Origin of the sequence: Spirosoma endophyticum (assembly GCF_900112365.1) — a bacterium.
Taxonomy (GTDB): domain Bacteria; phylum Bacteroidota; class Bacteroidia; order Cytophagales; family Spirosomataceae; genus Spirosoma; species Spirosoma endophyticum.
The window spans coordinates 513,680-536,912 of the sequence record NZ_FOLQ01000003.1 but is presented as its reverse complement, the minus strand read 5'-3'; the positions used below and the strand labels follow the sequence as shown (position 1 = coordinate 536,912).

20 protein-coding genes are annotated in these 23,233 nt (G+C 44.1%); 19 read left to right on the top strand and 1 reads right to left on the bottom strand.

Annotation, left to right across the window (positions count from 1 at the left end):
• Positions 1-52: 52 nt before the first annotated feature.
• The 18 genes from BM202_RS11305 (at position 53) to BM202_RS11220 (ending at position 21,344) form a co-directional block, all read left to right on the top strand.
• Positions 53-727: a sugar transferase gene (locus BM202_RS11305; protein WP_093825969.1), complete on the top strand. Its 675-nt coding sequence runs from the start codon at positions 53-55 to the stop codon at positions 725-727.
• A gap of 14 nt (positions 728-741) precedes the next feature.
• Positions 742-2,103 carry a lipopolysaccharide biosynthesis protein gene (locus BM202_RS11300; RefSeq protein WP_093825967.1) on the top strand — a complete coding sequence of 454 codons (1,362 nt, stop codon included), beginning with the start codon at positions 742-744 and terminating at the stop codon, positions 2,101-2,103.
• Positions 2,100-2,768: a CatB-related O-acetyltransferase gene (locus BM202_RS11295; protein WP_093825966.1), complete on the top strand. Its 669-nt coding sequence runs from the start codon at positions 2,100-2,102 to the stop codon at positions 2,766-2,768. The genes BM202_RS11300 and BM202_RS11295 overlap by 4 nt, the downstream gene beginning before the upstream one ends.
• A 63-nt stretch (positions 2,769-2,831) precedes the next feature.
• A complete protein-coding gene (locus tag BM202_RS11290) occupies positions 2,832-4,235 on the top strand; it encodes a hypothetical protein (protein WP_093825964.1) in 1,404 nt (467 codons plus the stop codon).
• A 35-nt stretch (positions 4,236-4,270) separates the two neighbouring features.
• Positions 4,271-5,071, top strand: a complete 801-nt coding sequence (locus BM202_RS11285; RefSeq protein WP_093825962.1) for a glycosyltransferase family 2 protein — start codon at positions 4,271-4,273, stop codon at positions 5,069-5,071.
• Entirely contained in the window at positions 5,046-6,170 is a 1,125-nt protein-coding gene (locus BM202_RS11280) for a hypothetical protein (protein WP_093825960.1), read from the top strand. The genes BM202_RS11285 and BM202_RS11280 overlap by 26 nt, the downstream gene beginning before the upstream one ends.
• On the top strand, positions 6,167-7,279 hold the full coding sequence (locus tag BM202_RS11275; protein WP_093825958.1) for a glycosyltransferase family 4 protein: 1,113 nt from the start codon (positions 6,167-6,169) through the stop codon (positions 7,277-7,279). Before BM202_RS11280 ends, BM202_RS11275 begins: the two co-directional genes overlap by 4 nt.
• The gene (locus BM202_RS11270) at positions 7,276-7,809 is read left to right on the top strand and encodes a serine O-acetyltransferase (RefSeq protein WP_093825956.1); all 534 of its coding nucleotides are present in this window, start codon (positions 7,276-7,278) and stop codon (positions 7,807-7,809) included. Before BM202_RS11275 ends, BM202_RS11270 begins: the two co-directional genes overlap by 4 nt.
• A gap of 66 nt (positions 7,810-7,875) precedes the next feature.
• Positions 7,876-9,006 (top strand): glycosyltransferase family 4 protein, encoded by a 1,131-nt coding sequence (locus BM202_RS11265; protein WP_093825954.1) that lies wholly within the window; start codon positions 7,876-7,878, stop codon positions 9,004-9,006.
• Positions 9,007-9,024: 18 nt separating this feature from the next.
• Positions 9,025-10,173, top strand: coding sequence for an acyltransferase family protein (locus BM202_RS11260; protein WP_093825952.1), 1,149 nt, complete (start codon positions 9,025-9,027; stop codon positions 10,171-10,173).
• A 420-nt stretch (positions 10,174-10,593) separates the two neighbouring features.
• Positions 10,594-11,610: an acyltransferase gene (locus tag BM202_RS11255; protein ID WP_093825950.1), complete on the top strand. Its 1,017-nt coding sequence runs from the start codon at positions 10,594-10,596 to the stop codon at positions 11,608-11,610.
• 319 nt (positions 11,611-11,929) lie between these two features.
• Positions 11,930-12,703: a tyrosine-protein phosphatase gene (locus tag BM202_RS11250; protein WP_093825948.1), complete on the top strand. Its 774-nt coding sequence runs from the start codon at positions 11,930-11,932 to the stop codon at positions 12,701-12,703.
• Between the two features lie 776 nt (positions 12,704-13,479).
• On the top strand, positions 13,480-14,523 hold the full coding sequence (locus BM202_RS11245) for a hypothetical protein (protein WP_093825946.1): 1,044 nt from the start codon (positions 13,480-13,482) through the stop codon (positions 14,521-14,523).
• Between the two features lie 150 nt (positions 14,524-14,673).
• Positions 14,674-15,474, top strand: a complete 801-nt coding sequence (locus tag BM202_RS11240) for a YjbH domain-containing protein (RefSeq protein WP_093825944.1) — start codon at positions 14,674-14,676, stop codon at positions 15,472-15,474.
• 23 nt (positions 15,475-15,497) lie between these two features.
• Positions 15,498-16,637, top strand: a complete 1,140-nt coding sequence (locus tag BM202_RS11235) for a YjbH domain-containing protein (RefSeq protein WP_093825942.1) — start codon at positions 15,498-15,500, stop codon at positions 16,635-16,637.
• Between the two features lie 5 nt (positions 16,638-16,642).
• Positions 16,643-18,718, top strand: a complete 2,076-nt coding sequence (locus BM202_RS11230) for an alginate lyase family protein (RefSeq protein WP_093825940.1) — start codon at positions 16,643-16,645, stop codon at positions 18,716-18,718.
• Positions 18,718-20,079, top strand: a complete 1,362-nt coding sequence (locus tag BM202_RS11225; RefSeq protein WP_093825938.1) for a nucleotide sugar dehydrogenase — start codon at positions 18,718-18,720, stop codon at positions 20,077-20,079. Before BM202_RS11230 ends, BM202_RS11225 begins: the two co-directional genes overlap by 1 nt.
• Before the next feature lie 8 nt (positions 20,080-20,087).
• On the top strand, positions 20,088-21,344 hold the full coding sequence (locus tag BM202_RS11220) for a glycosyltransferase family 4 protein (protein ID WP_093825936.1): 1,257 nt from the start codon (positions 20,088-20,090) through the stop codon (positions 21,342-21,344).
• A gap of 107 nt (positions 21,345-21,451) precedes the next feature.
• Here BM202_RS11220 and BM202_RS11215 read toward each other — a convergent pair whose 3' ends face one another.
• Positions 21,452-22,318 carry a polysaccharide lyase family 20 protein gene (locus tag BM202_RS11215; RefSeq protein WP_093825934.1) on the bottom strand — a complete coding sequence of 289 codons (867 nt, stop codon included), beginning with the start codon at positions 22,316-22,318 and terminating at the stop codon, positions 21,452-21,454.
• Between the two features lie 282 nt (positions 22,319-22,600).
• Between BM202_RS11215 and BM202_RS11210 the strand changes: the two genes are divergently transcribed.
• Positions 22,601-23,128 (top strand): laminin B domain-containing protein, encoded by a 528-nt coding sequence (locus tag BM202_RS11210; protein ID WP_245776621.1) that lies wholly within the window; start codon positions 22,601-22,603, stop codon positions 23,126-23,128.
• Positions 23,129-23,233: the final 105 nt, after the last annotated feature.

Genomic DNA, 23,233 nt, shown 5'->3' with positions numbered 1-23,233 from the left:
TTCCCCGTAACCTAATTGTGGTAAATCAAGAGAAGCAAAACCTGGAATTCTTATGCTTAGTAATGCCTCACTCTCCAGCACCAGATCGTACATAGATGAGCCAACCCAAACCTTCGCAACGACCATTGCGTATAAGGGTTGGCTAAGAAAACGGTTGTTTGACATTGTCTTTTCTCTAGTGATTAGCTTCTGCGTATTACTGTGGTTGATTCCACTACTGGGTCTTGCAATAAAGTTGAATTCGCCGGGACCAATATTGTTTGTGCAATTGCGCACAGGCCGTAATGGTCGACAGTTCCGGTGTTTCAAACTCCGGACGATGATTATACGCCAGGACGTAGTGTTTCAGCAAGCCACAAAAGACGACCCACGCGTTACAAAACTGGGGAAGTTACTGCGTAAGACTAACCTGGATGAATTGCCTCAGTTCATGAACGTACTGATGGGGCACATGAGTCTGGTAGGCCCGCGTCCGCACCCCCTCCCACTGGATGCCCAGCATTGGCATACGATGCCAAACTATACGGAACGATACAGTGTGAAGCCGGGCATAACTGGGCTGGCCCAGGTGCGCGGTTGCCGGGGCGAAACCGATACGCTTATGAAAATGGCGCACCGGGTTCGCCTGGACCGCTGGTATATTGCTAACCGTTCATTTGGACTTGATCTTAAAATCTGCTGGTGGACGATAGCCAAGATGCTGCAAGGTGACGATAAAGCACACTGAAAGTACCCACACCTATGATCACCGCTATAAGAAATAGATTCGTTAATTTTTTCATTAACGGCCATGAGCGAACGCTTACCGCGAAGAAGAACATTGCTATGTCCTTTCTGGTAAAAGGAGGCAGCATACTCATATCCTTATCGCTGGTTCCATTGACGATCAACTACGTTACACCAGCTCAGTATGGCATTTGGCTCACGATAAGTTCTATCATTGGCTGGTTAAATTTTTTTGATATTGGGCTGGGTAACGGCTTACGAAATAACCTGGCTTATTCGCTCGCCACGGGAAAGCTTGACGAAGCTAAATCATATATCAGTACGACTTACGTAGCACTGGCACTAGTTTCCAGCCTGCTTTTTTGCTTACTTTTTATTATAAACCCTTTCGTTAACTGGCACCTGGTACTCAATATACCAATCAATGAACTGACAAATATTCAAACCATCACTCTTATTGTCATCGGTTGTTTTTGTGTCCAGTTTGTTGTTCAGACGATAACAATAGTATTGACGGCTACTCATCAATCGGCAAAAGCTTCATTGATCTCCTTATTAAGTCAGTTTATTGTTTTAATTATAATTTTTACCCTATCAAGACATCAGACAGGAAGTCTGTTAACATTAGTTACTGTGCTGGCAGGCGTTCCACTATTTACACTGTTGGTAGCTACACTATATCTGTATCGGCATTCACTCAGTTATATCGCGCCAACCTTAAAAAAAGTAGATTTTAAGTATGCAAAGGGGCTGCTCAAGACGGGAGGGATTTTTTTCGCCATACAGATCGGCGCATTGGTATTATTCCAAACGGATAATATAATAATTACGCAGGTATTAGGCCCAGAACACGTAACGACGTTCAACATCGCGTACAAATTGTTCTCAGTCATTACAATGGGCTTTACCATCATTGTAACGCCCCTCTGGAGTGCATTTACCGACGCTTACGCGAAAAAAGACTTTGAGTGGATTAATACCTGTTTACAGCGGATGAAGAAAATTTGGCTTGGTTTTACTATCGCAACAGTATGCCTGCTTTTTCTATCTCCTCAAATTTACGCTAGCTGGATAGGTACCAGGATTACAGTTCCAATAACCCTTTCGGTAGCCATGGCGGTTTACGTCGTCGCTTATACCTGGCAGACAATGCACGTATTCCTTCTTAATGGGACTGGCAAGGTTCGATTACAGTTGATACTGGTTACTCTAAGCGCCTTGTTAAATATACCCTTGGCCATATTCCTGGGTAAATTATATGGGCTGCCGGGCATAATTAGTGCAAATACAATTTTCTTTATCGGAATGGGAATTACCTTTTCAATCCAGTGCAGCCTGATTACGAAACAGACAGCTACTAAAATTTGGGACCGATGAACTTTATAAAAAATTTGTACAATTTCATAAAGCACCTTTCCCAGCAGACAAAGATAGACTGGAGTTCTAACTTACAGGTAGAAGAAGAGTGTTATATAGATAACGGGACTAGAGTTAATGGAAATCATAATTTTTTCCGAGTAAAAATAGGGTTTGGATCATTAATTGGAAAAAGTGCTCGTATTTCGTATACAACTATCGGGAAGTTCTGTTCGATAGGGCCAAACTTCCTATGTGGATGGGGCATTCATCCGATTAGCGGTATTTCAACAAATGCAGTATTTTACTCGACAGCGAAACAGAATGGATTTACTTACAGCAAGGTTGATAAAATAGCAGAACGACAACCAATAAAAATCGGCAATGATGTATTTATTGGCGCTAATGTTACGGTGTTAGATGGCGTAACAATAGGTGATGGAGCCGTGATAGGCGCCGGTGCCATCGTAAGCAAAGATATACCACCATATGCAATTGCTGTTGGCTGTCCAATTAAGGTAATAAAATACCGTTTCACGCCAGAAATAATTGAGGAATTATTATCTATTCAATGGTGGGATAAAAATGAGGAAACATTAAAAAAAGTGGAAAAGCATTTTTGGGATGTAAATACATTTTTAGAAGAAATTCGAAAAATGGAAGCTAGGCAAAGGCAGTTGAGCTAACTATGTTTTGTCAATAAGTATTCAATGCGTCCATATTAGCAAAAATTTTAAATAGCCAATTATATGATAGGTATTCTATTGACACTAGTAGCAGTTTGGTTATTTATATTTAGAAGCTACTATTTTTCTCTGTTAATTTTTTGCGGATTAGTTACCTTCGGTTTTCTAATTATTCCACCGGCTGTATTATTATATGGCGCACCTTTTGAAAAAACAAGTGATTTAGCTATTTTTTATATATTAGCTATCATAGTTTCTCATTATAAAACAATTCAGCGCGTAGTTAACAGTGAAAAATTGTTTAAGTGGATATTTATTTTTCTAGGATTTGTCCTAATAGATGCTATTTATAGCTATCAGGTTTTAGGCTATAACTTGTCTGGTGTTCTCAAAGTATCGCGACACTATCTTTTCTTTTTAAGTTTTGGAGTATTCATTCTTGTGCCATTTCCGATCTTAACCAGGCTTTTGCATACAATTTTCATAATTACCGTATTACAGTCAGTTTTGTTTTTACTTCAAATTCCTACAGGAACAATACTTCTGGGCGACGCCAACAACGTCGTTGTCAATAATATGGAACAAATTGGTTGGGTTCGTTATTACAATACCCCTTTATATCTGATACCATCTTTATTTTATTTTTTATTTATTTATAAACATCAGTCAAAATTAATTTACTGGATTATTGCTGGCATTTTACTTGCAACGGTAGTAGCTCCTATGCATCGCTTATATATACTTACAGTAGCTTTGGTTATTAGTGTGTATTTGATCTTCCGCCAATCTAATAGTAACAAAGCTATATACCTTAGCTTGCTATTATTGGCAGGATATGGTGCCCTCTTAATCGACCCAGTTAGTAGTCGATTAAATGTGGGCTTAAATGATATTTCTAAAACCTTTGCTACAGGAAGATCTCTAGCAGCGACTGACTATGATGCGGAAGATACTTTTGCCTATCGTATGGCGCATTTATTTGAGCGCGCAAATTATATCCAGCAGAAACCCGAGAGGATTATTTTCGGAATTGGCTTGTTATCTGAAGAAACTAAGCAAGCTGAAAATTTACGATTTGAGGCTGGGTTGTATAATGAACGAATTGGCCGAGTAGCACAAGTAAATACTAGTGATATAGCCTGGTCATTATTAATTCTGCATTTAGGTTTTTTTGGTACAGGACTATTTATTGTATTGAATATTTGCTTTATACGTTTTTTCTATCGCAATCGTACAAGGTTGATTGGTATTTTAGGCATATTAACTCTTTCAGTCACTTTATTAACTTCATTTACTGGAACAGAGTTACTTATGATTCATTTTAGAGTATTTCTGCTCCTTATGTCCGTCATTTCTTTACAAGAAAACAAGCTATCTTATATTCAAAATAATATTCATTTGGACAGAATGAAAGGTCCAGTAGTGGATTCTCCAATAAGAGTTACACAAACTATTAATTTAATCTAAGGTTAATGCCGTAATTTCATTTGAAATATAATATTATGAACTTAAATCTACCTAAAGTTTCGATCATAACACCTTCTTTCAACCAAGGGCAGTTCATCGAGGCTACTATTCAATCGGTATTGAATCAAACATACCCGAACATTGAATATATTGTGGTTGATGGCGGTTCAACAGATCAGACAATGTCAGTTGTGAATTACTATAAGAGCCAGATTGATATTGTTATTCATGAGAAAGATAAAGGACAGTCTGATGCTATAAATAAGGGGTTTAAACTGGCAACGGGTGAGCTGGTTGGCTGGCTTAATTCCGACGACGTATTATATCCTGACTGCGTTGCCGAGATCGTAAAACTCTATCAGGAAAAGCCAGATGGTTCGATCTACTACATTCCCCTACAAAACGGCATTAATGCTACTGGCAAAGTTCATAATCTGGCCACCCGAAAAATTCCAGACAAGAAGTATTTGCTGAACGAAGACTTTAGTATCATACAACCCTCCTCGTTCTATACCAGAAAGCATGTAATAGAGGTAGGGTTTCTGGATGCCAAAATCCATTATTGCATGGATTTAGACCTGTGGCTCCGTCTGCTTAACCTTGCCCCAATTTATTACTCCGCGGTTGGCGTTCCTCTATCTGGTTTTCGAAACTGGGAACTCAGCAAGACAACAACCGGAGCCGACAAATTCCTGAAGGAAATTAAGAAAACGCTTTTGAAACACGGCGCATCCATTTATTCTCGGAACATACGACGCATTCAGATAGAATTGTTCAAAGTAAAAATTAAACGCTTTCTACGCTACAACCATGCAGGTAAATCTGTACTATCATAAAGCCATTACCCCGCCCCATCTGAACCAGGTTTTCACGGGTTTCAAGGCATTACATGATTTGGGGTTGATCCAGCTTAAACTGATCCAAACCAGGGAGTCGGTTTTTGCCGATCCAACGTTGCCCATCACACGAGCCTGTATAGATGGTAAGGTGAATGTTATTTACGATACGCTTGATGGTTATCGGTTCGATCATAGCTGTTCCCCGCAAGACAATGTGAAATTACTCGACAAGGTGCTGGATACCTGTGACTTTTATTTCAAGCGTTCTTTTTCCAATACGTTAAATAGCTCGCTTAAAAACTCGAATATTTACAAACTCGGTTTAAACATTAAGCTCCATAACGAACTATACAGCGAACTATTACACACAAAAGCGCTGTCTAAAGATTTTGTTAAACTGGCTGTTGGCCATAATCGTACGCTTGCTTCACTGTTGAATCAGGAATATTACAAAGACCACCTGTTTAGAAATCTTTATTCACTGCCGCTGCTGAAAAATGATTATTTCTACACAAATTCCATCCTGTTTCTGACTCGCTCGCGGGACCCGCATGGTCAGGCACTTCCACAGGACCTGATCGACGAGCGATATGCGATGAACGAGTTTCGGGCGGCCTGCATTCGGGCTTGCCGGAAAGAGTTTGGTTCATTTTTCGTGGGTGGGTTCGCCGATTCTTCCTTCAATCGGTCAACCTACCCGGATCTGATCGTACCAAAATCGCTTACGCACCAGTCGAATTATTTTAGGCTCATGCGGGAGTCATCTATCTGTGTAGCGACGAATGGATTGCATGATTCCATCGGATGGAAGGTTGCGGAATATGTCTCTCATTCAAAGGCTATTATTTCTGAGCCACTGAAGTACGAGTTGCCGGGTGGTTTTTCTGAGCCAACCAATTACCTCACGTTTGATTCAGTTGATTCACTATTGAACAGACTCATTGATCTGCGGGATAATCAGACTGACATCATAACCATGATGAAGAATAATTACACCTACTATCAAAATTGGGTAAGGCCGGATAGCATGATTTTGAATTCTTTAATGAAGGCCACCCAACGAAAGGCCGTCTTAACTGAAACTAACCTACTATGAAAATTGTGCACTGCATATTTACTATGAGAATGGGCGGAGCGCAAGTTCTGACCATAGATCTATTAAATGAAATGTGCCAATTTCATGATGTCTCTCTGGTTGTCATTAATGGTGATTATGATCAGAAATTGGTCGACCACTTATCAAAAAAAGTATCGTTTTATTGCTTGAACCGTAATGAGGGTAGCCGAAATCCCCTTCCTATCTTACATCTTAACTTATTACTTAGCCGACTTCAGCCAGATATTATCCACTGTCATGAGCGTAAGATGATTAGGCTGATAAAATACACCAGAGCAAGAACCATTTATACGATTCATGATGTAACAATTCCAACTGACACCTTCTACCTCTATGATGCACTGGTTGCTATTTCTAATTCAGTTGCCGCCGACGTGCGAAATAGATCTAACTTACCAGTTGATGTCGTCAGTAATGGCATTCCTATGCGCAATTTCGCAAAGAGGAATTCGTATTCTACCAGTCCGGAATCGATTATACGATTAGTACAGGTAAGCCGGTTGGTGCACGAGAAGAAGGGACAAGATATTCTGATTCAGGCTCTGGCGAAATTAGTGCATGAGAATCTTGAAACAAATGTAAGTCTGGATTTTATCGGAGATGGTGCATCAAAATCCTACCTGTTATCTCTTGCCAAATCGCTCAAAGTAGAAGCGTTCATCAATTTTTGTGGTGAACAGGAGCGAAACCAAGTTGTGAAACATTTAGCTTCTTATCACATTCTGGTCCAACCATCGCGGTTTGAAGGTTTCGGTCTAACAGTGGTGGAAGGGTTTGCGGCTGGGTTACCGGTGATTGCCTCTGATATTGAAGGCCCTGCCGAAATCATGAAGCACTTACCCGCTGGCTTCCTATTCATACCTGAAAGCGTAGATGCCTGTGTAGATGCGTTACGGCATGTAATAGCCGCTTACCGCCTTAACCAGATTGAAATTTTAATGGATGAGACATATAAAATAGTCGAAAATCAATTTTCCATTCAATCGACGGCATCAAACTACTTAAATGTATACCAGCGACTAATGGTAACCCGACGGGTTCGGTCGCTGCCTAGTATACTATCATCTAAACTTCGTTTGACGCCATGAACTTTATTGCTTTTATCACTCAAGATTGGTCAGCAAACAGCCAAAATACAAAAGGGAAGTTAATTGCTGTCCTGTTTCGAATTGCTAATTGGTCATCCGGACGAAAGATCATTCGTTTTATCTTATTTCCTTACTTAGTCTTTTACCGAATAGTTGTAGAATGGGTATTGGGTATTGAACTTCCCTATAATTTAACAATTGGGGAAGGACTAAAAGTTTACCATGGACAGGCTTTAGTCGTGCACAAGCACACGGTAATTGGCAGGAATTGCTTGTTACGGCAATCTACAACTATTGGAAACAATGGAAAAGCAGGCGGCTCTCCATCTATTGGAGACAATGTAAATATAGGCGCTAATGTCTGCATCATAGGCCCAATTACCATTGGAAATAACGTAGTGATTGGTGCAGGAAGTGTAGTTACAAAATCAATACCTCCTGGCTCAATCGCGGTTGGCAATCCCGCCCGCGTGATTCGACAAGTCAAGAATACGACGCACACTTATACAACAGAGCTGCTGATTGCTTAAGTGAATTAGAAGTCGAACTAAACCTCATATTACTTAGCTCCACTAATTTATTTATAATTCATCGTTATGGTCAATATTGCCTTATCAGTAACAAACGACATACTGATTTCGTCAGCAATTGCTGAACAAGTTTTAACTGTTGGGCCGGACCACATTAATTTTCGGGGTGGCATTGGTGGGGTAATGAATGTCTATGCCCGCCATTTTTCGATTTATAAATGCATTACAACCCACAAGCCAACCACTCATAAGCGGCAGTTGATTTCGTTTTTTCTGAAACAGTACGGGCAATTTGTCAAAACTCTGCAACAGGATAGGACAATTCAGATTGTTCATATACAGGCCTCTTCGCACGGCAGTTTTTACCGAAAATTAGCCTTGTTTCTGACAGCCAAATATGGTTTTGGCAAGCAGGTTATCTACCACATGCACGGGTCAAGATTTGAAGGATTCTATCATAAAAGCGATCCTGTCAGCAAATTCCTGATCCGGTATCTTGTTGAACATGCCGATTTGGTTATTGGTCTGTCTGATTATTGGCGCGACTTTTTCAGTCAGAACTTTCGGGTACGTCGGCTGGAAGTACTTGGGAATGTTATTCATCGGCTCGATTCAGAAAAGAGCTACCCACACAGGGCGAATGATGGATTGCTGAGGGTTCTTTTCTTAGGAGCGATTGGCCAGCGTAAGGGCATATTTGACCTGCTGGATATGCTGCGCGAACATCGCGACGTATTTGAAGGACGGTTGCTGTTGCGGATTGGGGGGAATGGAGAAACGGAACGACTACTGACCTATATAGCTGACCATAAGCTGGAGACTTTGGTACAATTTGAGGGATGGGTATCGGGTGAAAAAAAACATGAGCTACTTAGCAGTAGCGACGTATATATATTACCGTCGTACCACGAGGGATTACCCATTTCCATTCTGGAAGCCATGAATTATCAACTTCCAGTGATTGCAACACCGGTGGGAGGCACTGCAGAAGCTGTTCAGGAAGGTATCAATGGATTTCTGGTTACGCCCGGCGACAAAGACGCTCTTTATGATCGCTTGCTTCAGTTTGTGGCTCAACCCGATCTGGCCCTAACAATGGGAGCCGCTTCGGGCCAATTAGTCCGTCGCTATTTACCCAACGCTATTTTCGCTCAATTAAGCGACATCTATGAATCTATGCTGGCTAAACCTGCCTAAACTAATCTCTTTACCAGTATGCAAACTGCCAAAAATTCGCTTGTAGACACAAGTTATGTCCCAGCTTTAGATGGGTTCCGGGGTGTGGCTATTATGGTCGTTGTTATCAGTCATTATGGCCTGGGACATCTGATTCCCGGCGGCTTTGGGGTGACCTTATTTTTCTTTATCAGTGGCTATTTGATTACCCGCCTGCTGATTGCCGAATATCAAAAAGAGCAGCGCATTGATCTGGGTCGCTTTTACCTCAGGCGCGTATTGCGGCTGTATCCGGCATTAATTTTTATGGTTGTGCTGGCTACTGGCTTTACCGTATTCATGGGATGTGGTTTTCAACCGGGTGCCGTACTCTCAACCCTATTTTACTACCGTAATTACTACATGCTCTATGGAGGCAGCACCGCGCTTTTCAATTGCAGTCACATTTTCGATATTACCTGGTCGTTAGCCATTGAAGAGCACTTTTACCTGTTTTTTCCGCTACTATTCATGGGCCTCTTCCCCCGGCCTAAACTGTTGGCTTTCGTTATGGCAGGCAGTATTGTGAGTGTACTCCTGTGGAGGCTGTATCTGGTAGCCACTGAAGGCTTGACAGAGTTGACGATTTTTCGAATCTATCACCTTACCGATACGCGGCTCGACGCTATTATGTTTGGCTGCCTGACCAGCATGATCCTGCACCTCGACCGGGCCGGTACGTATCTACGTCGGGTGAGTCATCCGGCTGTATTTACCGGAGCAGTTGGTCTGCTGTTTTTTACCTTTCTCTACCGCGATGGCGTCTTCCGTGAGACCTGGCGATACTCCTTGCAGGCACTTGCGCTGAGTGGTATTCTTCCCGCGGTGCTCTATGCGAAACCCTATGCAAGGTTTAAGGAGATACTCAGCCGATCAAGCCTTGTCACTATTGGAAAGTTAAGTTACTCACTCTATCTGTTCCACTGGATTGGCGTTAGTGTAGCCGAGAATCTGGTCGGTGGCGAGCGGTTGACGGTGCCCTGGTTACTGACTGCCGTACCCTTGGGATTGGTTCTCAGCCTGATCAGTTACCAATACGTTGAAAAACCCACGGCTGGTCTTCGTAAACGCTTCGGGTCAACGGTCGAGACAATCCAGACCAATGATGAAACGGGTTCAAAACCTTCCAGGCAAACGGCCATCAGTTAATCAGATCCGAAACAAGCTAGTAATTAGCCAATATCTTGATTATCAGTTGACTATTCATCATACACCCTATTCTTCGGATCGGCACTCTTTTAGCATCATGGTACCGTATTTTAACCTGCAACTGCCTACGGATAAAAGCGGGGTTATACCTGTCTTATGACTTACATAACCATAGCATCATGATGAATCAGTATGTACGGCTTTGGTAGTGTTGGAATCTTTAACATTGGATCGGTTGTCGGGCAATGGTTTTGAAGGGAGTTACTACAACCCGATAATTGTGTCGTGGCGGCCGGTAGCACAGTAACACGATCGGTAAAAACAGGTGATGCTATCCTGGCCGGATCATCGGCCGAGGTTATCAGACTGGGCATTCATTGGCAGCCATAGATAAATGGTGCCGGCTAAACAACTATACCTATGCAAACGAAAAGCAGAAATTACACAATAGATTTAGTTAGGCTAATCGCTAGTTTTTGTGTTATTGCCCTACATGTAGATTTAGGCATAGCCAACAACGATACAATTGCGTTGATCCGATTAGCGTGCAGATGGGCGGTCCCATTCTTCTTTCTGGTCAGTGGCTATTTCTACCAGCCGCATTTTGCTAAGGATCCCACTCGTGCGTTGATAAAGAACTGTTCACGTTTACTAAAGGTATTTGTTATTACAAGCCTTATTTTCTGGCCGATATCGTATGCCAGAACAGGAGAACTGTTTAAGTTCTCCTACCTACAGGATGGTACTCACTTGCATTTATGGTTCCTTCCATCAATGATTCTGGGGTTCGTTTTTCTTTACTTTCTCTCTTTGCTGCACCCGTCGGATAAGATCATTTTAGGGGTAGCCTTTCTATTTATGGCCTTTGTGTTATTTAAGGATTCCTATGCTAATCTAGTACCTGGTTTATCAGCCATACCAAATCACCACAAGCGTATCCTATTATCGATTCCTTGTTTATGCTTTGGCATGTACATTAGAAAACGAGAAGATTTATTTGTGCGTTATGTGAACTGGAAGATAGGCACTTTGCTTGTTGTACTCGGTTATGGCCTGCAGATTATTGAAGCGTATTTCCTCAAAAGCATTAAGGATTACCCAATAACAGCTCACCAGTTTTTAATTGGTACGTTCTATATGTCGATGGGCGTTTTCATAATTTCCCTCACAGCACGATCCGGCAAGTCAAAACTTAGCAACTGGGGAGAGTCTTATTCATTATTAATTTATCTGTATCACCCCTTATTAATCATCTCAGCGATGAGCCTTTTTCAAACTACAACACCGTTTTTGCAGGCTCCGTTGGTATTTGTTCTGACATTATTGATGGTGAGCCTAATACATAAATATTTACCTAGACTCTTCAACTTCTTATCGGGGAATTTCACATTGCCCCTGGAGAATCGTTTTTTACTAAGACAGAAGCCAATGAGTTAAGTTTGTCACTGAAAAAGTAAGCTATTTGATAGTAAATGTGTCCAGTTCCTATAGTTTTGAGACCTAGACACATTTTTCATTTCAAAGAGAGCAGTCATCCTGGCTACTTGCAATCTCTATAAGTTTGTCACGTATTATCAACCAATAAAAGTAAATTTAACTACCTGTTCATTCGCACCTTACGATATTACATCTACTTCATAAGGTAACCTTTATTCTTTTATCGTACATATAACCTGTAGATAATAAAATACCTGAAACCGAGACCGCGTTTTTTGTTAACCAACTGGTTTTGTAGATTTGACAAGATTATGTAGTTATGAACGCATGGAAACGACTTCAGCAGGTGTTTTTCTCATCGGCTGGCAACGGTCCCGAATCTATAAGTGAAGCTTGTTTCTGGCAGGCAGACATGCACTCTCATTTACTTCCTGGAGTTGATGATGGCGTTCATGACTCCAGTCAGGCACTGGCTTGTCTACAGCAGCTATCGAATTGGGGGATGAAGCGTATTATAACCACCCCCCATGTCAGTCGGGATTGGTACCCCAATGATACGGCTACACTTCGGGCGGGGCAGGCCAGCCTGCAAACGCTGGCCGACACCAACGATGTGCCGATCCGAGTCGACGTAGCGGCTGAGTATATGCTTGACGAGTTCTTCCCCCGTTTACTGGATACTGACGATTTGCTATCTTTTGGAACGGAGCGATACCTGCTTATCGAAACAGGCTGGGTAGCTCCTCCGCAACAGTTTGATGCGATGTTATTCCGTATTCAAACCCGTGGGTATATGCCTGTGCTAGCGCACCCCGAACGCTATACGTATTATCATAACGACGAGGAAGTGCTTGCCCGGTTACATGATGCTGGCTGCTTATTTCAGCTTAACTGGCTTTCTCTGGTTGGCCGTTACGGAGAAAAAGTTCAGACGCAGGCCCGGCTGTTACTTAAAAACAACTGGGTTGATTTTATAGGCAGTGACCTACACCGCCCTAATGACTTGTCAGCTCTCGGATCATTATTTACTCTTCCCGAATACAATTTACTACGTTCTCAACCGCTCCGAAACATGTCCCTGTTAAGCGAATAATAGTTAGTCAAGTTTGCTTGCGGTCAGATTAACGCTCAGATTTGTTTAAACACGTCATCAGCTACAGGTAATACAGAGTTAAGTAGGCAGTATCCCGGCTGTCATCTCAATTTAATTTTGTTCGTCAACAGACAGTATCAAACTGATTAGTTTCAAAGCTTTTACGTGGGTTCTTCCGTTGGTTAATGAACACGTCAATGCAAATTAGGTCGCTAGCCAGCTGTCTGCTACGAGGCCTGTACCCTTTACCCCCTCTTTACTATTTGTTTCGGCGAATACTTTCACGTGATACCCTTCGACCTCACATTTTTCTTTTATTAAAAGCAACAGATTTCCCGCGCTCATCCGCCAGCAGCATCAATCTTTAAGTTATTAAATTTTCTATTTTATAAATATAATTCTATTAAATAGTAACCTTTTATGCATGCTATATAGCACGATTAAACGTACATAAGTAAGTCCACCGCTGAATTATTTTAAAAGTAAGGAGATCATATAGAAATACATCCCTGTAAATCTGATAGTTAAGCTTTTATGTTACTTTTTTTAAAAATATTTAATATTTTATTTACTGATAAAACAAAAAGTATCTATATATTTGAAATATATTAATTGACGCTCCATTAGAAGCTACATTAATGCCTTGTATGTATTAGCATACAGTTAAAGCTGCATATTATTTATTATATGCCCCCACGGTTATATTTCTATAACTAGCTATCAAGTGTGGGTGAATCTATTCATTCTGTAAAACCTTTTATATAATTCATTTGCACATGAAAACTACAAACCGAAAACTCAGTTTGCTGGCTTACGGATTATGCCTGGCTGCTGTCCTGTACAACTGTAAATCGAAGGAGGTAGACCCACCAGGTTCAGGCGTATACACCTTTCCGGCACTCGACAAAGTAAAGATGCCTGACCAAAAGGTGTCAACTCCAGCCGCCGTTTCAGTTACTGCTGCAACCGTAACCTCCTCAACGATGGCGGCCGCTGTTAGCGCTGGATTAAAAAATATTGCCGCTACGGGCCAGGTCCCCAGCGTCGTACTGGATGCCTCAGCTAATGTAGGTAAAGCAATTCCGGCCGACAAAGCAGCAGCAATGATAGCTGCGTTTACACCCGATGTTATTAATAATCTGGTTAGCAAAGGTGAAATGCCAGCAAGTCTGAAGGCTGATGTTAGTGCCGCTGCGGCAAATCCATCATTGCAAGGGTATATGCCAGCTTATACCTTACCAAAAGTGAATGGTAAACCGGTTGGCGGACGAATTGGAGCAACGGTTGCGGCCGCTTTATCACCCAATTCGGTTACAGACCTGGATGCCTGTAAAAAGGCCGCCAATGATGCCTATACAGCAGCGGTGGCAGGTTATGACGGGGTAAAAGCCACTCAGATAGCTGCAGTCAATACGGCATACACTCAAAATGAGGTGGCTGCCAATGCCGAAGTGGCAGGTTGTCAGAGTGGAATACCCGCCAAGTACAACGCCTTGATTGCAACGGCTAAAAGTGATTTCGATGCTGTTATTGCCGCTCTGGCGGCAAGCAGATCTGTTCTGGGCGAACAGGTTTATGCGCAGCAACTGGTACTGGCTTATGTGACTTTCGGTCAGATCGTGACGGTGTATAATACGTTGATTGTTGCCGAAACCAGTGCCTGCACACTCACTAAAGATGCTAAAATATCGGCTGCTCAGGCAGCACGTGATGGCGACTTGAGCACAATCAATGCCAATTATACGGCAACAGTAAGTGCCGCTGCGAAAGCACGTGATCAGGAAATCGCCAGCTGTCACAACCAGGGTAACGGAGGTTGATCAGGTAAGTGGTAGCCAGAGTTTTCACTTCGGTGGCAGGAGAGATAAGTACATGTTGCTCTCCTGCCATCGAAGTGAATTCCTCAGACTTGGCCAGGGCTTGGGCTGGCATGTATATGACCAGGAGTTGCGCATCGAAATTCATTCCTTATGGGTCAACTATACTTCAGCAACTGCGTCAGGAACTTGGGTCGATTGCTGGTTATGGCCCTGCTTTTGGCGGGTATTAGCCCACTAGTAAAAGCTCAGGTAAATATAGCCGGTAAACCAGGGTTGATCTATATTCCGTCAGCCCGTGTACTTGATGACGGTATGTTCTGGGCGGGCTGTAACTACAATCCGATCAACTATGCTTTCCGCTTCAATAAGACTAATTCGGAGAGCATATACTTCGTCAACTTGTCGTTACTACCCCGTCTTGAAATCAACCTCAGTTTGTTAAGGCCAAATGGTCCCGTTCCCTTTGGAGCCAGAGGAATTGGAGATCGTCAACTCGATTTGAAGTACGTTTTCTTAACCGAACGAAGTCGCCGTCCAGCTGTCGCCTTAATTATATCAGCGCCATTTGGCATTGACAACTCACTGGAAACGTACGCGCTTGTCGCCACTAAATCTATTACGCTGACGGCTGATTTACAGGTCGAAGTTACGGGTGGCATGGGTAGTCCGTACTATATCTATCGGGATGAGAAGAATGACCAGAATTCGGGCATCTTTTCAAACTTCACCTGGCGCGACAAACGGGAGAAACCGTACTACTATCTCGCGGGTCCTTTTGGGGGACTGGTTCTCCGCTATAAAACTAAAGGCGGATTACTGGTCGAGTGGGATTCGCAGCATCTGAACGTAGGCGCTTATACGACGCTCTGGAAACACTGGACCATCCAGGGCGGACTAATAAATGGAAATCAGGTGACGTTGGGTACCTCCTACTCATTTTCACTGCATTAACGAATACAGTCTGTTGCATACCTATGGAATCAATTAGACTTCTTCACCTAACCGTTCTACTTGGCATTTTGCTTATCCGTTTGGGGACTGTGCCTTGTTTGGGCCAACAATCCAGCAAACGACTGGCTGACATTGAAAACCTTCAGATTGACAGTACCGACCATCGGCAAATCTATTACGAACAGCGTTTATACCGTAACCCACTAAAGGGGATGCTAAAGTTAAATGAGCTACTTACTACGTCAACAGATGCTGAATTTATACCCCTTTTTCAAGGGGTACCGATGGCACGCTACCGGATAACCCCCAAGGTTTCGACGAAACTCATCTCACGAACAGAACGCCTGGAACTGCAAAAAACAGTTCCTTTTAACCGGGCCAGGTATAAGCTCGATTTCCGGATACAACCTGAATTTATTGCCAATTTTGGCTATCGTGAAAAACCATTACAAAGTAAAACTAACCTATTACTACAAAGTCAATTCTATATCCGCCGTGGGCTGGTCCTGAACTGGGGCATTCTATTCCCCTTAGTCAATGATTTAGATGCACAGGAACTTAACATTCGACCGGCTCCTGTTTTTCTAAACCAGTTTATGGCGCTTGATCAGCGAAATTACCTGAGCGCTTCGGTAGGACTGTTTTACACGGATCGATATGGGCTTAATGTACAATATCGACACAGTGACCTTACTAAACCCTGGTCCTTTGGTGTCGAGACGGGGCTAACAGGGGTCTACTATTTTCCGAAAGGCGGCTTTACGTACTCGCGACCCAGTGAACTGCTTCTGGTAGCTGACGTCGCCTACCGACTGCCCGTGCATGCTATTACGCTTAAAGTGTCAGGTGGGCAATACCTCTATCAGGATCGGGGGGTGCGCGTTGATTTCGTCCGCCAGTTTACCAACGTCGAGATTGGCTTCTATGCCATGAAAACAGGTAATGGCTCGACCGGCGGTTTCAATTTCGCCATACCCATTCCCCCCGGACGCATCGCGCAAACACAACATGTACGACTTCGCAGTACCGAAGAGTTCCGCTGGGAGTATTCGTATACCCGAGGCTATGAGATCGGCTTGCGCTATAAAGTAGGCTATCAGCTTGATGCGCTGCTACGTCAATATCACCAAGGCTATTTGAGTAGTCAACCTATCCATAACTGATTATAATGTCCAAGAATTACACCTGGCTCTACAACCGATTACGGTCCATGTCGCTTCCGGAAATGATTTTTCGGATGAGGCAATTCGTGCAGAAAAAGACGGAGCGGTCTAGCATGGGCTGGCAACCCCTAGTTCGGCTCGCGCGTTTACCGGAACCCATTCTTCCGTTCGATCCGAACCAGACCCCTGCGGTTACCTTCGCAACCGAGCAGCCGATTTTCCGACATACAATCGACATAAATCAGTCCATCGACTGGCACCTCGATGTCAGCACGGGACTGCGGTTTCCGAAGACCTACGCCAAAGACGCCGACGTTCGGAGCGGGCGAAATGGAAGTGCCAAATATGTCTGGGAAATCAATAGGCTGCTTTTTCTACCGCAATTAGCGGTACAATACCGGCAAACGGGCGACAGGAAATTTTTGACGCAGTTTGTCGCCATCAGCCGCTCGTGGTTTGCCGAAAACCCGTACCTCACGGGTGTGAACTGGTACAGCAACATTGAAGTCAATATCCGGCTGATCAACTGGTTTATTAGCTGGAATATTCTGGATGCATCGGCGCTGGCAGAAACTGACCCCGACTTTAAGTCTTTTGTTGAGTTGCAATGGTTGCCAGTTATCTACCAGCATTGTGTCTACAGCCATAAGAATCCATCCTTGTATTCGTCGGCCAATAATCACCTGATATCGGAATATGCCGGGCTATTTATAGCCGCTTCGTTCTGGGAATTCCCGGAATCGGCCACCTGGCGAGCCTATGGAAAATCGGGACTGGAACGCGAGATGTTGAGGCAACATAGCCGCAACGGCGTTAACCGGGAGGAAGCCGCTGAATACATTCAGTTTATCACCGATTTCTTCCTGATTCCATACGTAGTGGGCGAACGAACGGGAAATCCGTTTTCGCTGGCCTATGATGGTCATCTGATAAAGGTGCTGCGCTATATCGCCCAGTTTCTGGACTGCCAGGGTACATTTCCACGATATGGCGATGAAGACGATGGTCGGGTATTGCTTCTTGATGATTGCCACCCGCACAATAATTTTAAATCGCTACTCCGGTCGGGAGCGATACTATCGCGCGACCCCTTATTCAAGCAACTGTCGGCGGAGTGGGGCAAGTCACCGCGCTTCGACCTGAAGAATTACGTACTTTTTGGGCAGGCCGGACAAGCGATTTTTGAGTCTATACCGACTCAATATGACCTCCTGGGAAGTACCTTTTATGAAGATGAGGGACATTTTATTCTTCGGAAGCAGGAGATCGATGACAACCTCGGCCAGCTTCGTGAAATCTACATCCATGCGGATGCAGCGCCCCTTGGGTTTCTGTCGATTGCCGCTCACGGTCACGCTGACGCGCTGTCTTTTTTGATGCACGTAGATGGCCAGGTGTTCCTGGCCGATCCTGGCACCTATTCCTACCAGACTGATCCTGAGTGGCGAAACTATTTCGTCAGTACCCGTGCCCATAATACCGTCTGTATTGATGGACAGAACCAGGCGCACCAGGCAGGGGCATTGCTGTGGCTCGATCATTACGAAACGCAGACGCTTTCGGCCCGCACAACTAGCGAGTTTGATCAGTTAAGTGCCGTTCATAATGGGTATAAGCACCTGAACTGCCGACACCAGCGTACGTTTCTTTTTGACCGAACGAGCGATGTTCTAACGCTCACCGACGTCGTCGAGAATTACGGGAAACAAAGTCGGCTGGTAGAGGTGATGTTTCACCTCGGTCCTGATATCCAGCTTGACGTCACCAGCCAAAATACGTTCATTCTGACGCACCCTGATACAACCCGGGAAGTTGTTCTTGCGGTGTCCCCAGAGCTACAAACCGAAGTCGTGACGGGACAAATCGAACCGGCGCGACTGGGCTGGTACTCCGATGGGTTCTACCAGTTGCAACCCACCACCACTATTCGGGCCTTTATGACAATTGAGCCCGGCCAGCTTATTACGCTTACACATCAGGCAATGATTTACTCTATTTCCTCGCCTGCTATTCAGGTCAGTAATCAACTAACGCATCAATTCGCATCTCTGTCAAATCACTTAAAACTTCCTATAAGCTAATGAATATCAGCATCTTCGGTTTAGGCTATGTCGGTTGTGTAAGTTTGGGCTGTCTGGCCCAAAATGGTCACCATGTTGTAGGAGTTGACGTCAATCCAACCAAAATCGACCAGATCAACAACGGACGGGCAACTATTGTCGAAAAAGATATAGACACCATTATTGCGACTCAGCATGACCTGGGCCGTATTCGGGCAACGTCAGATTATCGGGAGGCTATCCTCAACACAGATCTGTCGATCATTGCGGTCGGTACGCCTACTACGTCACAAGGGCATTTGAACCTCAACTACATTCTGAAAGTAGCTGAACATTTTGGCGACGTCCTGCGCGAAAAAATGGATCTCTATCCCGACTCTTTCCACGTGATCGCCCTCCGTTCAACGGTAATGCCCGGCACTTGTGAGAAGATTGCGTCTATGATCGAAGCCCGGTCCGGACTGACAGCCAATGTTGATTTTGCCTTGGTCAGCAATCCGGAATTCTTACGTGAAGGCACTGCCGTTCACGATTACTACCATCCGCCCCTGACACTTATTGGAGCCCAATGTGAGCAGGCTGCCAACGCCATACGCAGCTTATACGACAAATTACCCGCTGAAGTAGTTATTGCCGACATCCGCACTGCCGAAATCATGAAGTACGTGAACAATACGTACCACGCGCTCAAGATTTCATTCGCCAACGAAGTCGGCAACATCTGCTCATCGCTGGGTATTGACTCCCATCAGGTGATGGATATTTTTTGCAAAGACAAGCAGCTCAATATCTCTAATTATTATTTCAAGCCCGGCTTCGCCTACGGTGGCTCCTGCCTGCCCAAGGACCTCAAAGGCCTGCAAACCCTCGCCCATGATCTGTACCTGCAAGTGCCGTTGATCAACAGCATTCATCGCACCAACGAAATTCAGATGCAACGTAGCATTAGTGTTCTGATGAAATATACCCGTCATAACATTGGCTTCCTGGGCATCGGTTTCAAGGCTGGTACCGACGACCTGCGCAATAGCCCCGCGGTCGAAATGGCGGAAACCCTATTGGGTAAAGGGTTCGCACTGAGCATTTATGACCGCAATGTGCATACATCAGAGTTAACGGGAACCAACAAAGAGTACATAGATCAGCATATTCCGCACCTTTCGCGGCTGTTAGTTAAAGATGCCAGCGCTCTGGTTAGCTGGGCCGACGTACTGGTCGTTTCTACCAAAGAACCAGAATTTATTGACCTGCTGAGCAAAGTCACAGGCAAAATTATTGTGGACCTGGTGCGGCTGCCCATCGAGATGAATCCTACGAATGAATATATCGGTATTAACTGGTCACTCGATGCTGTTAATTCCTCCAAGCAACTCTCATTCTGATACTATCTATGACGACAGAACGATACAACCATATTGCGGGTAAACACATCCTGGTCATTGTCGAAAACCTGCCGGTCCCGTTCGACCGTCGGGTTTGGCAGGAAGCTACTACGTTACGCGAAGCCGGAGCCGACGTTAGCATTATCTGCCCTCAAATGAAAGGATATACAAACCCATTTGAGCAACTCGACGGTATCGATATTTACCGTCATCCCCTGCCGGTTGAAGCCACAGGTGCGCTGGGCTATTTAGTCGAGTACGGAACTTCCATTTTCTGGTGGTACTGGTATGCGATAAAAATCTTTGCAAAAAAACGATTCCATGTCATTCATGGCTGTAACCCACCCGACCTGATTTTTACGGTGGTCTTACCATTCAAACTGTTTGGCGTGAAATACGTGTTCGACCATCACGATATTAACCCCGAATTTTACCTGGCTAAATTTGGTAAGAAAGATTTTTTCTACCGGCTTATGCTTCTGTTTGAACGGCTCACGTTTATGACGGCGGACTTCAGCATTGCGACGAACGAATCCTACAAGGAAATTGCCATCCGTCGGGGAAAAATGCAACCAGACAACGTAACGGTAGTACGGAGCGGCCCCAAACTTGACCGGCTTAAACTCGGTCCTGGCGATGCCAAGTATAAGAAAGGCCGAGCTTACCTGATTGGCTACCTGGGCACGATTAGCGAGTCGGAAGGAATTGATTTGTTGCTTATGAGCATCCAGCGACTTATTGCCGTTCGCCAGGATGTGCAGGTTGCCATCATTGGGGGCGGTACTGGCCAGGCCGAGATGAAGGCATTATCAGAAAAACTTGGTTTAGCTGCCTATGTTGACTTTTATGGTCGCGTATCGGACGAACTGATGGTCGATATACTCAATACGACGGATGTCTGCGTAAATCCTGATAAGCCAAGTGAAATGAACAATCTGTCGACCATGAACAAGATCATGGAGTACATGGCCCTGAAGAAGCCAATCGTTCAGTTTAACCTCAAAGAAGGCCGGTTTTCGGCGCAAAAAGCATCGCTCTACGCCATTCCGAACAATCTGGACGACTTTGCCAATAAAATAAGGTACCTTCTGGATCATGAAGTCATCCGCACTGAAATGGGCGAGTTCGGTTACAAGCGAGTCCTTACTGAACTCTCATGGACGTATGAACGCGGCAAGTTGCTGGGACTATATGACCGCATTCTCGCGACAGTCAGGCAGGACGTACCAACGGCTTCGGAACCAGTAACGATGGCAATGGACTAATCCGAAAGCGAGCCGTATTCACAGATAAAAGCCGATCCTGTCAGCAGGATCGGCTTTTATCTGTGAATACGGCTTCTTGACAGCTTTCCCGATTGCTTTAGTTGCGCTTATTCACGCATTCGAGCGGTACCGTCACCAAGGCCGGGCTTAACAGTATCGTAGCTGGCCGAAGGGCCACCGATCCGTACTTCGTCGTAGTAAATAATCTTTTCAACGTATGTCGACTTACCTGTCCAGCAATAAAGACCACATTTCCAATAAGGTTTGTGCTGCTCAGCATAACCAATGGAAATCCCTGTTTCATTTACGAGCAGTATACCATTCTGCCAGAGTTGAAGTTGGCCGGTATTGCCGATTGGGTCCCAGTTGACATGAACTACATAATCAACCCATCGATCAAACCGAGCCTTCCCTAAGTCAAGTACTTTCTGACTAGTGGGGTGTTGCAGGAACGTTGTAATTGGCTTATTTGAGGCACGATACACGAGCTGTAATTTGTTGTCTGGTTCTATGGAAAGAGCCATTGCCGGAACGGTATGGGCTCCTCCTTCATCCGGAAAACCGTGCCATTGGCTAATAATTACAGTTTGACTGTCATTTTCCATTGAAGACGAGGGCATATACGAACTATAGCCATACCAACGCTCTGTTTCTCCGGCAGGCAATGGTGAGGTCAATAACTCAGAATGGAGGGTTGGATTGGTTCCGTCGTACTGACTTGGCTTCCAGGCAAAACGCATCGCCTGTTTGCCTGCGCGGTGGACATCACGGGTGAGTAATCCAGCGGTAGGCGTTCGAAACTCCGCATGCCAGAATTTCGCCACTTGCTTATCTTCAAACCCATCACTAGCTAAAACGCCTGAGTCTTCCCGAGCCACTTGCAGAATCTCACTTGTGACGGAAAGATTGGTTTTTGGTAGAGAATAAGCACTTAAAACGATACAGAAACTAAGCGGTAATAGTCTGGAAAGCATAGGTAGATATACAGATTTGCCAGGAAACGTATTTACTCTTTATTGCTATGAATGGCTTTGGCTAATCAATTAAAGATAGCAATTAGTCTCTTGATTTAAGTTACCGTATAAATTATTAAGAAAATTTAAAGTTAAATATTTTCATATTTCATACATAATCTACTACATTTACTAAGGTTGCTGATTAAGAATCAATTACTTATGTCGACAACGTTCTTTAAGTCAGAAAAAATTGTCTTTTATAGATTCGTTTTTTTCATTGGGCTTCTGTCGATCATATTATTGAAATGTTCGAAATTCAATAAGCCGGGTCCAACGCTACCTACTGTTAGTAACTTTGAGGAAGATAATCAAGGCTGGCGCATCAGCGAAAATTCAGAAAATACAGTGCCTGAGTACAGCACCAGCGGAGGCAATCCAGGTGGCTATATCTACACCACAGATAGATTATCGAACGCCTGGTATTTCGTCGCATCGACCCGCTTTGCTAACGAAGTCAAAAAGGGATATGGGAAAACCCTCTACTTTGATTTAAAGCAATCAGCAACGGACGCTCAGTACGATGCCGATGATGTTATCCTGACCGACGGTACGATTGTCCTTACGTTTGACACAGCGTATAATCCATCCACTACGTGGACACACTATTCCATTAAATTAGATGAATTAAGTGGGTGGAAAAAGGGAGCGTCAGAGGCTACTGGAACAGACATTCAGGCGGTTCTGCAAAATCTGACGGAGCTAAAGATACGTGGAGAATTCAGAACTGGACCCGACACTGGTGGTTTAGATAATGCCATTATCGAGTAAGCCTTACCTATTTGTCTCTTAGTTCGTGCCAGTACATAAACCCAAGGTTTGATCAGCAAAAAAGATCGAAAGCTGAGGTTTAAACCTCAGCTTTCGATCTTTTTT